A 13,658-nucleotide genomic window follows, 5' to 3' on the forward strand; every position below is an offset into this window, starting at 1 on the left:
CCTGCGGAGGAAATCATGGTGCATATTCACGTCATGGGCGCGTCCGGTTCCGGCACCACATCGCTCGGCCTTGTGCTCGCCCAGAAGCTCGATATTGCCCATCTCGACACCGACGATTTCTTCTGGCTGCCGACCGATCCGCCGTTCACGACGCCGAGGGATGCCGACGACCGCATCAGGCTGCTGCTCGATGAGGTGGCGCGGCATGAAGGCTGGGTTCTTTCCGGATCGGCGCTGAAATGGGGAGGGCCGATTGAGCCGTTCTACGATCTGATCGTGTTCCTCAGGATCGATCCGGAGCTTAGAATGACGCGCATCCTCACGCGGGAGATTGCCCGATACGGAAACAGAATCAGGCCCGGCGGCGACATGGCCGTCAAGAGCGGGGAGTTTCTGGAATGGGCGGCGAGCTACGATACGGCCGGCCCCGAACGCCGCAGCCTTGCGGCACATGAGCAATGGCTGGAAACGCAGACAGTGCCGGTGCTGCGGCTCGATTCATCGCTAGGTATCGACGATCTGGCGGCAGAGGTGCTGCTGCACCCGGCCATCGCCGCCGGTGCGATCCGGCGGCGTCGGTAACTTCAATTAGCTGGCGCGAGCGGCCTGCATCGGCCGCAGCACGTTCATCAACGCGCCATAGGGCAGCAGCATAACGAGGCCGACGATCATCTTCACGGCGAAATCGCCGATCGCCCAGGAAATCCAGCGCGGAGCCTCCGTGGCGAAGACGCCGAGGACGGGGGCTGCTTCGAGCGCAAAGGGATCGTTGGGGCCGAGGAGGACGAAAAACGCGGCGAAGGAAAGCGAAAAGAACATCACCGTATCGAGCGCCGAGCCGATCAGCGAGCCGACCAGTGGGGCGCGCCACCAGGCCTGACGGCGAAGGCGGTTGAAGACGGCGATATCGAGCAGCTGGCCGGCGAGATAGGCCGAGCCGGAGGCTATGGCGATGCGCGGCACCGAGGTGAAGAAGGAGAGCGTCACGCCGACGACGAAGCCGGCAAAGACGACCTTGCGGGCTGCCTGCGGGCCGAACTGACGATTGGTCAGATCGGTGATCAGGAAGGCGATCGGATAGGAGAAGGCGCCCCAGGTCAGGATGTCGGCGAGGTTGATGCCGGCGACTTCGGCGTTCAGCGGAAACTGGACGAGAAAGTTGGAGGCGACGACGACGAGCGTCATCAGCGCTACATAGGCAATGGTAGAGCGGGTCTTCAGCATTTTTTTATCCTGGGTGATGCCACCAGTTGGAGAGACGGACCGGCAAAGCAAAAGGCTTGTCCGGTTTTATCCGTTCAAGCCTTTTGAAGCCGTATGAAAGAAGGGCAGAAGCTTACGCAGCAGCGGCTTCGGCGGTCTTCTTGGCGATCTGACGGCGCAGCAGACGGGCGCGCATCGACAGTTCGTTTTCGCTGGCCTTCAGCAGGAAGGCATCGAGGCCGCCACGATGCTCGACGGTGCGAAGAGCGGCAGCCGAAACGCGAAGACGGTAACGCTGGTTGAGAGCGTCGGAAATCAGCGTGACCTGGCACAGGTTCGGCAGGAACCGGCGCTTGGTCTTGTTGTTGGCATGGCTGACATTGTTACCAGTCAGGACGGCCTTGCCGGTCAATTCGCACACGCGGGACATGGAACACCTATTCTTGTTTTTCTCGGGCCATCGAATTGCCATTCCCGGCAAAGCCAGGCGCGCAATCCAACGGGCATGATTGGAAAGTTGCGGTTCTATAGTCAGACAGGCTGCTCGCGTCAAGCCAAACCTTGGCCTTTCCCGCAATTCTGTCAAAAAGCTGCTGTTTTCTTCCCTTCGCGGCAGGAGTATAGAGCGCTTAACAAGAGCCTGCCGGCGCGCGGCAAGACAAGGCTTGATTCATGGCTCATTCGGGCAGACGGATTTTCATTTCGGCCATTGCCGCGCTCCTTGCCATACCGGCATCGGCGGCCGAAATCCAGCATCGGACGGAATACCGGGTGGCGCTCGCCGGCCTGCCGATCGCGCGCGCAGCGTTCCTGACGCAGATCGAGGACGATCACAGTTACAAGATCGCCGGCGACATCAATTCCGCCGGTCTTGCCGATCTCGTCACGACGATTTCGGCAAAGACCAGCGTCACCGGTGTCGTGCGCAATGACAGACTGCAGGCGCAGAAATATTCGCTCTACTACAAGAGCGGCAAGAAGAAGGCCCGCGTCTACGAGGTCAGCTACCGCAACGGCAATATCATCTCGGCGACGACGACACCGGCGCCGAAGCGTCCGAAGAACTGGATCGACGTCACACCGCGCGACATGCGCTCGGTGCTCGACCCGATCTCCGGCCTGGTCTTCACCGGCGATACCAAGGTCTGCTCGCAGACGCTGCCGATCTTCGACGGCGAGACGCGCATGGATCTGGTGCTGTCGCCGAAGGGCGATGAGGATTTTTCCACCAATGGCTTCAAGGGCAAGGCAACCGTCTGCAGCGTGCGCTTCGTGCCGCGCTCGGGCTACAAGAAGGGCCGCAAGGACATCGACTATCTCAGCAAGAGCAACCGGATGGAAATCTGGTTTGCCAAGTCGGACGCGGCAAATGTATACGCTCCTGTCTATGTGCGCATTCCAACAGAATATGGAATGGTGACGATCACTGCCGTCAAATACGGCAGCAACAGCTGACGGGGCTTCTGCCTCCGTGAAGGGGGACAGGTGAAGCTTCGCGCGACGTTGATCGGTTTTACGGCCATTCTGATGTGGTCGTTTCTGGCGTTGTTCACAGCCGCCTCCGGCAAGATGCCGCCATTCCAGCTTTCGGCCATCTGCTTTGCGATCGGTAGCATTCCCGGCCTTGTGGTGCTTATCCTCAATCCTTCGCGGCTAGCGCTGCTGAAGCAGCCGGCCAAGGTTTGGATAACAGGCATTGCGGGGCTGTTCGGCTATCATTTCCTCTACTTCACCGCGCTCCGGAACGCGCCGGCGGTGGAGGCGGGGCTGATTGCCTATCTCTGGCCGCTGCTGATCGTCGTCGGTTCGGCGCTGCTGCCGGGCGAACGGCTGCGCTGGTATCATGTGGCGGGTGCGCTTGCCGGACTTTGCGGCACCTTCCTGATCGTTAGCCGCAACGGCATTGATTTCGACGGCGCCTATGCCATCGGTTACGGGGCTGCCGTTCTCTGCGCCTTCACATGGTCCGGCTATTCGCTGCTGACGCGGCGCTTCGACGCCGTCTCCACGGATGTCGTCACCGGCTTCTGCCTTGCGACCTCCATCCTGTCGTTCTTCTGCCATCTCGGACTGGAGACGACCGTCTGGCCGGCAACGGGTTTCGAGTGGGTCGCCGTCGCCGGGCTCGGGCTCTTTCCGGTCGGGGCTGCCTTCTACGCCTGGGATTACGGCGTCAAGAACGGCGATATCCAGATCCTCGGCGCGGCCAGTTACGCAGCACCACTGCTGTCGACACTGATTCTGGTGCTGTTCGGATATGCCGAGCCGAACTGGCGCATCGCCCTTGCCTGTCTGCTCGTCACCGGCGGGGCGGTGCTCGCCGCCCAGGAGATGTTGCGCCGCAAGAGCCGGGCGCAGCCTGCTGCGGCGGAGTAGGTCTTAGAACAGGATGATTTTAGGCCGACCAGGCCTAAAATCATCCTGCTCTAAATTAGATAGTTGGAGCATGATGTTACCCGAAAACCGCTCACACTTTTCGGCATCATGCTCTAGCGCCGGGCTTCCAATCGGGCGGCGCCATCTCGAAGCTGGAAAATTCGAAGCCCGGCGAGACGGTGCAGCCGACCAGGGTGAAATCGCCGAGGGTTTCGGCCGATTGCCACCAATTGGCGGGAATGATTGCCTGCGGCCGCTCGCCGGCAGGAAGATTCGTTCCAAGCGTCAGGGTCTCGCTTGCCGTTCCGTCTTCCGAGCGGTGCAGCGAGAGCGGCGCGCCGGCGTAATAATGCCAGACCTCCGCCGCGTCATGAACGCGATGCCAATGCGAACGCTGTCCCCTGGTCAGCAGATAATAGATCGCCGTCGAATGGCCGCGTTCTCCGCCCGGCGTATCGCGGAATGTCTGCACGTACCAACCACCTTCAGGATGCGGCTGCATGCCGAGTTCGCGGATGATGTCCTCGGGCGACATCAGAAATGGTCCTTGCGCTTGCGGATCTCGGCAAAGACTTCCTCGTTCGTCTTGCCTTCCATCAGCAGATTGCGGCGGATCGCCGGATCGGCGGCGCGCAGGAACGGGTTGGTTTCCTTTTCCAGCCCCAATGTCGTCGGGATGGTGAATTTGCCGTCGGCGCGCAAGGCTTCGATCTCGGCGGCGCGATTCTTGAGACGCTCATTGTGCGGATCGACGGTTAGTGCGAAACGGGCATTGGACAATGTGTATTCATGGCCGAAATAAACGGCGGTTTCATCGGGCAGCACGGCGAGTTTCTGCAGGGAATGCCACATATCGGCGGCAGGGCGTTCGAACAGCCGGCCGCAGCCGAGCGCAAACAGCGTGTCGGCGGCAAACAGCAGCTTATCGTCGACAAATAATACAATTCCCCGGGGGGGGGGGGCGGGGGGGGGGGGGGGGGGGGGGGGGGGGGGGGGGGGGGGGGGGGGGGGGGGGGGGGGGGGGGGGGGGGGGGGGGGGGGGGGGGGGGGGGGGGGGGGGGGGGGGGGGGGGGGGCGGCAAACATCCTCTGCGGCAACGGTTCCGACGAGCTGCTCGGCCTGCTCTGCCATGTCTATCTCGGCGCCGGCGATGAGGGCATCATCACCGAGCACGGCTTCCTCGTCTACAAGATCCAGATCCTGGGTGCGGGTGCTACGCCTGTCGTCGTCAAGGAGAAGGACTATACCGTCGACGTCGATGCCATTCTTGCCGCGGTGACGGAGAGGACGAAGATCGTCTTCATCGCCAATCCCGGCAACCCCACAGGCACCTATGTTTCCGTTAGCGAGATCCGCCGCCTGCAGGCCGGACTGCCGAAACATGTCGTCCTCGTGCTCGATGCCGCCTATGCCGAATATGTGCGCCGCAACGATTATGAAGCCGGCATCGAGGTCGTATCCTCCAATGCCAACGTGGTGATGACCCGCACCTTCTCGAAGGCCTATGGTCTTGCGGCGTTGCGCGTCGGCTGGATGTATGCGCCGGCCGAGATCGTCGACGCGCTGAACCGGGTGCGCGCACCATTCAACTTGAACGCGCCGGCAATCGCCGCCGGTGCCGCGGCCATCCGCGACCAGGCCTTCATCCAGCAGGCGGTTTCCTTCAACCAGCTGTGGGTCGAGACGCTCACCCAGGCGCTCGAGGCGATCGGGCTGAAAGTGACGCCGTCCGTCGCCAATTTCGTCCTCATTCATTTCCCGGAGATCGACTGCAAGCGCGCCGCGGATGCCGACGATTTCCTGACGGGCCGCGGCTACATCCTGCGCGCCGTGCGCGGCTATGGTTTCGCCAATGCGCTGCGCATGAGCATCGGCCCCGAAGAGGCCAACCGCGGCGTGATTGCCGCGCTCACCGAATTCATGGGACATCAGGCATGAGCGTGCAGTTCGATCGGATTGCGCTGATCGGCATCGGCCTGATCGGCTCTTCGCTTGCCTACGACATCAGACGGCTTGGTCTTGCAAGGGAGATCGTCGTCGCCACGCGCAGCCCCGATACGCTGAAGCGTGCAGAAGAGCTCGGCCTCGGCGACCGCTACACGACGTCCTCGCAGGATGCCGTCAAGGATGCCGATCTGGTGATCGTCTCGGTGCCAGTCGGCGCTTCGGAAAGTGTGGCGAAGGAGATTTCTGGAAGCCTGAAGCCCGGGGCTGTTGTCACCGATGTCGGTTCGACAAAGGCTTCTGTCATCGCACAGATGCTACCGCATATGCCTGATAATGTGCATTTCATCCCCGGCCATCCGCTGGCAGGTACCGAGAAATCCGGCCCGGATGCCGGCTTCCCCGGCCTCTTCGAAGGCCGCTGGTGCATCTTCACGCCGGTCGCGGATACCGATGAGACAGCGCTGAAGCGGCTGCGCAGCTTCTGGGAGGCGCTCGGCTCGAAGGTCGACGAAATGGATGCCGAGCATCACGACAAGGTGCTCGCCATCGTCTCGCACCTGCCGCATATCATCGCTTACAATATCGTCGGCACGGCCGACGATCTGGAGACGGTGACGGAGTCTGAGGTCATCAAATATTCCGCCTCCGGCTTTCGCGATTTCACCCGCCTCGCCGCCTCCGACCCGACCATGTGGCGTGATGTCTGCCTGCACAACCGCGATGCGATCCTCGAAATGCTGGCGCGCTTCTCGGAGGACCTCGCCTATCTGCAGCGCGCCATCCGCTGGGGCGAGGGCGACAAGATCTTCGAACTCTTCACCCGCACGCGCGCCATCCGCCGTTCGATCGTCCAGGCCGGCCAGGATGTCGACGCGCCGGATTTCGGCCGCCACGCGCTGGACAAGAAGTAGCCGCCGCGGTGGTGGAGGTGGCACGTGCCGGCCCGGCGGATATCGATTGGCTGGTGCGCGAGGATGCGAGCGCCGGTGAGGCATGGGTATCGCGCTGTGTGGCGCTCGGCGAATATCTGGTTGCCAGGGAGGCGGGCGAGATCGTCGGCTTCCTCCGCTTCTCCCGCTTCTGGGGCAGGGTTCCCTACATGGAAATGATCCGCGTTCTGCCCGGCCATCGCCGGTCGGGCGTTGGAACGGCGCTGTTTCTCGCCTGGGAAGAGGCCATGCGCGGCGACGGCGCCCGTATGCTGATGACGTCGAGCGAATGCGACGAAAGCCGGCCTCCGGACTGGCATCGCCGCAACGGATTTTGCGAAACCGGCGCGATCGAGCTGCCCGGCCTGCAATCGGTGCCGGAAGTATTCTTCATCAAGCGCATCGGCTAGATCGGCGGAATCCGGCCGAGCGGAATGAAACCGCTGACGGTGGCATTGCCACGATCGACGACGAGATCGACAGAGACTTTGTCGCCGCCGCCGGCAAGCGACTTCAGCAGCTTTGTCGCCGTGTTGACGGTCGAGGCGATATCCGGAAAGGCCTGTTTCAGGCTGTCGCCCCAGGGGCCGAGCTGTTCGATCTCCAGCTTGAATTTTCCCGAGAGCAGACCCTTTTCGTCAAAGGAGAAGGGGCCAGTCAGCGTCATCACCTTGCCGTCGCCGATGTCGGCGACGATGCGGCGCAGGTTGCCGGTGGCGCCATTGAGACCGTTCGGATCACTACCGTCGATCAGGCCGGCCTTGCCGGCGATGGTCAGATCGATGCTGGCAGACATTTTTGGAAAGATCTGCGGCCAGTCCTTGATCGCCGTATTCGCATCCTGCACGGAGATCGCGCCATCGAGATCGGCGCCGTTCTGGCGCAGATGGATTTCGGTGCGGACGGCATCGAAGCTGATGGTCTGGCCGGTGTAGGAGGAGACGGCCATCGCCTTCAGACCCTCGATGACGGTCGAGCTGTGGTCGATGCCCTGCAGCCGGGTTGCAAGACTCGCCTGCAGGTTCGTCCATTGGGCCGAGATCGAAAGGCCGTTGCTGGTGCGGATTTCGGCCGGCGAATCGAGTTCCCAGACAATCTTGCCGGGTGCATAGACCTGTGCTGCCGAGCGCAGCGCGCCGAAGGTGGCGGAGACGCCGTTGACATTGTCGTCGACGTCGATCTTCGAGCAGAACAGGCCGATACGGAAGGGATAGCCGCGGAATTCGATATCGGAGCATTCGCCGCTGACGCCTGCCTGGTCGCGTGGCGCGATCGCCTTCAGCACCGTGGTCTTCAATGCCGACGCCGCATAGAACCAGCCGCCGGTATAAAGCGCGATCACCAGGAGGATACCTCCACCCAGCAACCAGAATTTCTTACCGCTGCCGGATTGGCTGCTGCCGGATCGGCTTGACGCTGCCATGATGTTCTCCAATGGTGAATCGCAAATGTGATTCCCGGTCTGGCGTGCGATATGGACGAATTTTGGGTATTTGGCTACGGTTCGCTGATGTGGAATCCGGGCTTCGAGTTCATGGAGCGGGCAGAGGCTCTGGTTTACGGCTACAGGCGTTCGCTTTGTGTCCGCTCCTTTGTCCATCGTGGCACACGCGACAATCCGGGCCTGGTTCTCGGACTCGACAGGGGTGGCGCCTGCCGCGGCATGGCTTTCCGCATTTCGCCTGAAAAATGGGAAGATGTGATCGACTATCTCCGCGCCCGCGAGCTGGTCACCAATGTCTATCTGGAGCGCCGGGTGCGGCTGCAGCTTGCCGGCCGGCGCCGGGTGGAAGCGGTCGCCTACATCATCGATCGCGAGCATGAACAATATGCCGGCGCGCTCGATGCGCTTGCGGCGGCACGGGTGGTGAACGAAGCAAAAGGCCAGTCAGGCCCGAATGATGCCTATGTCTTCAACACGCTGGCGCATCTGAAGCAGATGGGCATTCGCGACCATTGGCTGGAACAGGTCGTCAACGAAGTGGAGCGGCTGCGCGCCGCCTGATCTCAGCCAGTTATCGCGTTCAGCTTGCGCAGCTCGACCAGTCTTTCAACCGCCGTTGGCGGGAGCGGCAGATGCGGATTTTGCGCGACGGTTTCGAGCAGAAGCTCGTCGCTTGCCCGCTCCAATACCTCGATCAGATGGGCGAAAAAGGCGTCTGGATCCATTCCGGGCATGATTGGGGGCAGGATCTTCACCTTGAAATGGCCGGGATAACGACGGATGCTCCGCCGCGGCCAGAAGAGACCGGGATGCATGGCGACCGGAACGACGGGGAGATTAAGATCGCGGTACATGCGGGCTATGCCGTATTTATAGACCGGCTCCGCACCCGGCGGACGGCGGGTGCCCTCGGGATAGATGATGAGCTGGCGGCCCGTCGAAAGCTCTTCCTTCGTGCGTTTCAGCACTTCCACCATCACCTTGCCACGGGCGCCGCGATCGACCGGGATCATGCGCTGCTTCTTCGCATACCAGCCGAAGAGCGGAATCCACATCAGTTCGCGCTTCAGGATGTAGACCGGGTCCTTCAGCCAGGGCAGCAGTGCGTAGGTATCCCAAAAAGACTGGTGCTTCGGCGCCAGGATGTAACTGCCGTCAGGCAGGTTCTCCAGGCCCTCGATCTCGAAGGTGGTGCCGACGATCACCCGCATCAGCCAGTGGTTGGACCGCGCCCAGTTCTTCGGGATCGCATAGGCGATTTTGCGCGGTACCACGAAATAATAGGGCGAGAGCACGATCATCCGGATGATGAGATTGGCGTAGAAGATCGTGTTGAAGAGAACGGAACGCAGGGCGATCATGAAACTTTCCCGAGGCATGCTCACGCGACCGGCCTACACGATATTCCCCGTCATAAAAAGCGTTTGATGCTGCCCTGATGTAAAAGGCTGGAGCATTCCAGCAAAAGTGCGCAGCAGCAGATAGCGCATGCCCCCGAAAATCGGAATCGATTTTCCGAAAGGATTATGCGCAACGTCTAAAGCGATGGAGCTTCCTATCCGAAGCGCGGCTTTATTGCTGGCCGGACGCATTTGCCGAGCGCAGCCCGGTATGGCGGCCGAAGCCGGTGATGTTGCGGGTGCCTGCCAGCAGCACTTTCGCATATTCGGCAAGCATGACGCGCATCGCATTCGGATCGGTGAACCAGTTGCTGCTCTTCAAATCCGAATTGACCACGGGATAAGCGATAAATTCGATGTCGGGATCGACATAGGAGAGTTCGGCGAGGCTTCGCGGCATGTGGTAATTGTTGGTGACGATCAGAACGCTCCGGTATCCCTTGGCGTGGATCCAGTTCGAAGCCTCCTCAGCATTGCCGATCGTGTCGATCGCATCGTAGCCGATATCGACACAGCAGGAGAAGAGATCGGCCGAGCCCTGCGTCATCTTGCGGATCTGTGCCGGTGTCGTCGTCGGGTGGACGCCGGAAATCAGCAGGCGCTTGCCGGCACCCTTCTGCAGCAGCTCCACAGCCTGGTCGATGCGCTGGTAGCCACCCGTCAGCACTACGATCGCATCCGCCTTCGGCTCGGCCGGCGGCCTGAGTGTCGTCACCGAATCAGCGAAACGCAGAAAGCCGCCGAACACCAGGGCGATTACCAGCAGGCAGCCAAAGCCGCCCCAGCGCAGCAGGCGGCGGATCGGCCCGCGCCGCGGCAGCAAACCCGCCGAGCGATCAAGCTCCGGGTCCTGATGAATCGGGTTGGGTGTCGTATGTCCCATGGTCATGAATCGTGATTATACGCTGATTGCGGCACGGAACAGACGCTTTCATGGCAAAACGGCACGGTCACGATCAACTTCCGATGCCGTCGGTGCGTGTCGGGTCCGAGCGTAGTGTATCGATTTCGTAGATTGTCCGCATGACGGTCAGCCGCGCGGTGAAGGTGGTGAGGAGCGCGATGACGATCATCGTCGCGAAGATGCCGGCATAACCAAGCACGCCGACGGAGAAGGTGCCGAAGAGCGCGGTCGCCTGGTCCGTTTCCGGGGTGGCGAGGGTGCGGCTTTGCCAGAAACCGGCGGTGGCGAAGAAGAGAGCGGCAAGCGCGCTGCCGATCGCCGAACCCTTGAGGCTGATCTTCAGGAAATGCTTCTGGAATTCGGTGGCGACGAAGGAGCTTTCGGCGCCGACGAAATGCAGCACTTCGACGACGTGACGATTGCCCGACAGCGCGCCGCGCGTGGCGAAGACGACGGTGAGCACCATCGCCGTGAAAACCAGGAGCAGGATGCCGGTGCCAATCATGACCGTCGTGTGCGCCATAGACACCAGCCGGTCGACCCAGGTGCGGTGATCATCGAGGGTGGCCTGCGGGATACTGTCCTTCAGCAGCGACCGCATCGAATCGAAATCCGGCGGATTGCTCTCGTCGATGGTGATGATGACGAGGCGGGGAACGGGCAGATCCTTGAGATCGAGGCCGGGGCCGAGCCAGGGTTCGAGCAGGCGAGCGGTCGCCGCCTCGTCAACGATCTGGCCGCTCTTGGTGCCGACGAAGGTCAGCGCCAGGTCGCGCGCCTGGGTCAGCGCCTTTTCCATGTCGAGATTGTCGTCCGGCTTGATCTGAATGGTGATCTCGCGGGAGATCTGGCTCTCCCAGCTTGCCGCCGTCGAGCGCACCATGCTGACGCCGCCGAGCGTCAGGCAGGCGAGAAAGGCCATGATTGATATCACCACCATCAACGCACTGCCCTGGATGTTGGAAGGCGGCAGGATCGGCGCGGTCGGACGCACGCGCAATTCCGGCCGCTTCTGCTGGATCTTGGCAGCCGTCTTTTCGGGTTTTCTGGACGGGGGCTCAGTCATAAATATCGAGATGCCCCTCTGAGAGGATCATGCGGCGCGCTTCCACCTGTTCCATCAGCGCCAGGTCATGCGTGGCGATCACGACCGCCGTGCCGAGGCGGTTCAGCTCGAGGAAAAGATTGAGCAGGCGTTTGGCCATAGGCGGGTCGACATTGCCTGTGGGTTCGTCGGCCAGCAGCACTTCCGGCCGGTCCATCAGCGCCCGGGCGATTGCGGCGCGCTGCTTCTCGCCGCCGGAGAGCACGGGCGGCAGCACATTGATGCGTTCGCCAAGGCCGACCCATTTCAACAGCTCCAGCACGTCGGTCTTGTAGGAGCTCTCATCCTTGCCGCGTACCCGTAAGGGCAAAGCGACATTCTCATAGGTGGTGAGATGGTCGAGGAGGCGGAAATCCTGGAAGACGATGCCGACGCGGCGGCGCAGAAGCGGCAGTTCGGGGCGAGGGATTTCGGAAATGTCGCGCCCGAACATGCGGATCAGGCCGCGTGTCGGCTGCAGAGACATGAAAAGCATCCGCAGCAGCGACGTCTTGCCGGCACCCGATGGGCCTGTCAGGAACTGAAAGGATTTCTTCGGGATGTCGAAGGTCAGGTCCCGGAGGATTTCCGGGCCCATGCCATAGCGCAAACCGACATTCTCAAAGTGGATCAACGGGCAGCTCAGTCTGTTGTGGGTTTCACCGCACGACTTGTTAACCAACACCGTTAACAGCCGGTAAATTTTGCTGGAAAGACGCCCGTTTGATGGCAATCTTTGCGAAGCATTAACCATTAAAATTTACGACTGAGCGGGATTCGTTTCAATGCCAGATTTCTCCTGGCAACGAAACCATGTGGACATCTGCGAGGCAGCCACCATGGAAGCATCCTCCTTCAGTCGCCGGACGCCGGGCCAGGCCTATGATTTCCTGCCGCCGGAACCCGCCAATCGTCAGTACCGCTCGGCGCGACCTGCCGATATCTCCGACGCTGAATTCGTTACCCTCGGCAACGTGCGGACCAGGGAATTCAGTGCAAGGACCCATAACGACAACCGCAAGCGCATGGCTGCCGCACGCGCCGCCCCGCCGCCCATGCCGGCAATGGCTGCTTCCGTTCTGCAGACCATGGAATCCTGGCTGCAGCGCGCGTCGACGCGGAGCTTCGCAGCGCTGGTGCTGGCGCTCGTCGTGCTCGTCTTCGGGCTTGCGGGTGGTTTTTCCGGCCTTTCCGGCGCGCGCGCCACTTCCGGAGCGCCGCTGCATTTCACCCACGTCACGGTGACGCCGCGTGATGCAAACGGCATGCGCGTGCTCGTCATCAACGGCATCATCGAAAACGAGGGCGGCACGACGCAGACGGTGCATCCGATCCGTGCCGATCTGGTGACCGACGAGCGGCTGACGGCAAGCATCGTCCTCGACCCGCCGGCCGATGTGGTCTATGGCGGCCAAAGCCGAGGCTTCTCGGCTCGCGTCCAGCATGCCGGCGGAAAGACGCCGGAGGTCCGGCTCTCCTTCCTGCCATAGATGTAACAGGACATGAAATGGCCGACTTTCTCGCCACAGGCCGGGCCAATCCCGTTAATTTCATTGCCAGCGAGGCTGTTTCAGGCTCGCATATGTGCTAACGGCTTACCCTTCTTTTCATGGAGCAAGCCCTTATGCCTGTCGTGCGCGGAAAAAACATAGAGCCGCTTTTCACCGCCGAGCAGATCGCCGAGCGCAATCATTCGATGGCGCGGGAGATCGCCAGTGGCCCGACCAAGGACCTGCTCGTCATCGCCGTGCTCAAGGGCTCCTTCATTTTCGCCGCCGACCTGATCCGCGCCCTGCATGATAGCGGGCTTGCCCCGGAGGTTGAGTTCATCACACTGTCGAGCTATGGCATCGGCACGGTTTCTCAGGGCGTGCGTATCGTCAAGGATATCGACAGCGACGTGCATGGCCGCGACGTCCTGTTGATCGACGATATCCTCGAATCCGGCCGGACGCTGCTCTTTGCCAAGGAACTGCTCTTCGAGCGTGGCGCGCGCAACGTCACGATCGCCGTGCTGCTCGACAAGCGCGTCAAGCGTAAGGAAAAGCTGGAGGCCGACTATGTCGGCTTCGAATGCCCTGACTATTTTGTCGTCGGCTACGGCATGGATGTCGCCTATGCGTTTCGCGAACTGCCCTTCGTCGGCGTGGTGACCGGGGACATCTGAGCTCCTGCATAGTTCCTAAAATCGGAATCGATTTAAGGATAAAATTATGCAGCAATTAAAAATGTTACAGCGTCCTTTGCGCGTCTTAAAGACGCGCGGCGCTGCAATGCCTTCAAGACGAGTTGTTAACCATCTCGTCCATCGCTTCGTCATCTTTACCGATCGAAAAGGAAAGTCTGGTGATTTCCGTCGCGGGGCTGACGA

17 protein-coding genes and 1 pseudogene are annotated in these 13,658 nt (G+C 61.4%); 9 read left to right on the forward strand and 9 right to left on the reverse strand.

The annotated features are described in order from the left end of the window. Positions 1-15 precede the first annotated feature (15 nt). Positions 16-582 carry an ATP-binding protein gene (locus ACS4RR_RS04315; RefSeq protein ID WP_222279657.1) on the forward strand — a complete coding sequence of 189 codons (567 nt, stop codon included), beginning with the start codon at positions 16-18 and terminating at the stop codon, positions 580-582. Positions 583-588: 6 nt separating this feature from the next. Here the strand turns inward: ACS4RR_RS04315 and ACS4RR_RS04320 are convergent, their stop codons facing one another. Both ACS4RR_RS04320 and rpmB read right to left on the reverse strand, forming a co-directional pair. Then, positions 589-1,224 (reverse strand): VUT family protein, encoded by a 636-nt coding sequence (locus tag ACS4RR_RS04320; protein ID WP_170257067.1) that lies wholly within the window; start codon positions 1,222-1,224, stop codon positions 589-591. Between the two features lie 112 nt (positions 1,225-1,336). After that, positions 1,337-1,633, reverse strand: coding sequence for a 50S ribosomal protein L28 (gene rpmB, locus ACS4RR_RS04325; RefSeq protein ID WP_003543341.1), 297 nt, complete (start codon positions 1,631-1,633; stop codon positions 1,337-1,339). Between the two features lie 242 nt (positions 1,634-1,875). Between rpmB and ACS4RR_RS04330 the strand changes: the two genes are divergently transcribed. Next, on the forward strand, positions 1,876-2,658 hold the full coding sequence (locus tag ACS4RR_RS04330; protein WP_162116804.1) for a DUF3108 domain-containing protein: 783 nt from the start codon (positions 1,876-1,878) through the stop codon (positions 2,656-2,658). A gap of 30 nt (positions 2,659-2,688) precedes the next feature. After that, the gene (gene yddG / locus ACS4RR_RS04335; protein WP_017966337.1) at positions 2,689-3,579 is read left to right on the forward strand and encodes an aromatic amino acid exporter YddG; all 891 of its coding nucleotides are present in this window, start codon (positions 2,689-2,691) and stop codon (positions 3,577-3,579) included. Between the two features lie 106 nt (positions 3,580-3,685). Here yddG and ACS4RR_RS04340 read toward each other — a convergent pair whose 3' ends face one another. Next, positions 3,686-4,114 carry a cupin domain-containing protein gene (locus ACS4RR_RS04340; protein ID WP_456189743.1) on the reverse strand — a complete coding sequence of 143 codons (429 nt, stop codon included), beginning with the start codon at positions 4,112-4,114 and terminating at the stop codon, positions 3,686-3,688. Next, a complete protein-coding gene (locus ACS4RR_RS04345) occupies positions 4,114-4,710 on the reverse strand; it encodes a hydroxyacylglutathione hydrolase C-terminal domain-containing protein (protein ID WP_456190121.1) in 597 nt (198 codons plus the stop codon). Before ACS4RR_RS04345 ends, ACS4RR_RS04340 begins: the two co-directional genes overlap by 1 nt. Between ACS4RR_RS04345 and ACS4RR_RS04350 the strand changes: the two are divergent. From ACS4RR_RS04350 to ACS4RR_RS04360, 3 genes and pseudogenes are all read left to right on the forward strand, one after another. Next, positions 4,645-5,517: pseudogene (locus tag ACS4RR_RS04350) on the forward strand (pyridoxal phosphate-dependent aminotransferase); the annotation flags it as partial. The gene ACS4RR_RS04345 and the pseudogene ACS4RR_RS04350 sit on opposite strands and share 66 nt — an antisense overlap. Beyond that, positions 5,514-6,437 (forward strand): prephenate/arogenate dehydrogenase family protein, encoded by a 924-nt coding sequence (locus ACS4RR_RS04355; protein ID WP_018482773.1) that lies wholly within the window; start codon positions 5,514-5,516, stop codon positions 6,435-6,437. The pseudogene ACS4RR_RS04350 and the gene ACS4RR_RS04355, both read left to right, overlap by 4 nt. An 8-nt stretch (positions 6,438-6,445) precedes the next feature. After that, complete coding sequence (locus ACS4RR_RS04360) at positions 6,446-6,865, forward strand: GNAT family N-acetyltransferase (RefSeq protein ID WP_456189744.1); 420 nt, start codon at positions 6,446-6,448, stop codon at positions 6,863-6,865. Here ACS4RR_RS04360 and ACS4RR_RS04365 read toward each other — a convergent pair. After that, positions 6,862-7,878, reverse strand: a complete 1,017-nt coding sequence (locus ACS4RR_RS04365; RefSeq protein WP_170260992.1) for a DUF2125 domain-containing protein — start codon at positions 7,876-7,878, stop codon at positions 6,862-6,864. The two genes, ACS4RR_RS04360 and ACS4RR_RS04365, sit on opposite strands and share 4 nt — an antisense overlap. A 51-nt stretch (positions 7,879-7,929) precedes the next feature. Between ACS4RR_RS04365 and ACS4RR_RS04370 the strand changes: the two genes are divergently transcribed. Then, the gene (locus tag ACS4RR_RS04370) at positions 7,930-8,460 is read left to right on the forward strand and encodes a gamma-glutamylcyclotransferase (RefSeq protein WP_162116796.1); all 531 of its coding nucleotides are present in this window, start codon (positions 7,930-7,932) and stop codon (positions 8,458-8,460) included. A gap of 2 nt (positions 8,461-8,462) precedes the next feature. On the opposite strand, the gene ACS4RR_RS04375 is transcribed toward ACS4RR_RS04370, so the two are convergent. The 4 genes from ACS4RR_RS04375 to ftsE all read right to left on the reverse strand — a co-directional run bounded on the left by ACS4RR_RS04375 (position 8,463) and on the right by ftsE (position 11,921). Beyond that, positions 8,463-9,260 carry a lysophospholipid acyltransferase family protein gene (locus ACS4RR_RS04375; RefSeq protein ID WP_170260993.1) on the reverse strand — a complete coding sequence of 266 codons (798 nt, stop codon included), beginning with the start codon at positions 9,258-9,260 and terminating at the stop codon, positions 8,463-8,465. Between the two features lie 211 nt (positions 9,261-9,471). After that, positions 9,472-10,182, reverse strand: coding sequence for a YdcF family protein (locus ACS4RR_RS04380; protein ID WP_170257059.1), 711 nt, complete (start codon positions 10,180-10,182; stop codon positions 9,472-9,474). A 73-nt stretch (positions 10,183-10,255) separates the two neighbouring features. Next, on the reverse strand, positions 10,256-11,269 hold the full coding sequence (locus tag ACS4RR_RS04385) for a cell division protein FtsX (protein WP_260297255.1): 1,014 nt from the start codon (positions 11,267-11,269) through the stop codon (positions 10,256-10,258). After that, positions 11,262-11,921 (reverse strand): cell division ATP-binding protein FtsE, encoded by a 660-nt coding sequence (gene ftsE, locus ACS4RR_RS04390; RefSeq protein ID WP_003543317.1) that lies wholly within the window; start codon positions 11,919-11,921, stop codon positions 11,262-11,264. Before ftsE ends, ACS4RR_RS04385 begins: the two co-directional genes overlap by 8 nt. Before the next feature lie 205 nt (positions 11,922-12,126). On the opposite strand from ftsE, the gene ACS4RR_RS04395 reads away from it, so the two are divergent. Beyond that, positions 12,127-12,777, forward strand: a complete 651-nt coding sequence (locus ACS4RR_RS04395) for a hypothetical protein (RefSeq protein ID WP_456190122.1) — start codon at positions 12,127-12,129, stop codon at positions 12,775-12,777. Positions 12,778-12,911: 134 nt separating this feature from the next. Then, complete coding sequence (gene hpt / locus ACS4RR_RS04400) at positions 12,912-13,454, forward strand: hypoxanthine phosphoribosyltransferase (RefSeq protein WP_456189745.1); 543 nt, start codon at positions 12,912-12,914, stop codon at positions 13,452-13,454. Positions 13,455-13,658 lie beyond the last annotated feature (204 nt).

It is taken from the genome of Rhizobium zaerense, from assembly GCF_051810725.1.
Classification (GTDB): domain Bacteria; phylum Pseudomonadota; class Alphaproteobacteria; order Rhizobiales; family Rhizobiaceae; genus Rhizobium; species Rhizobium leguminosarum_I.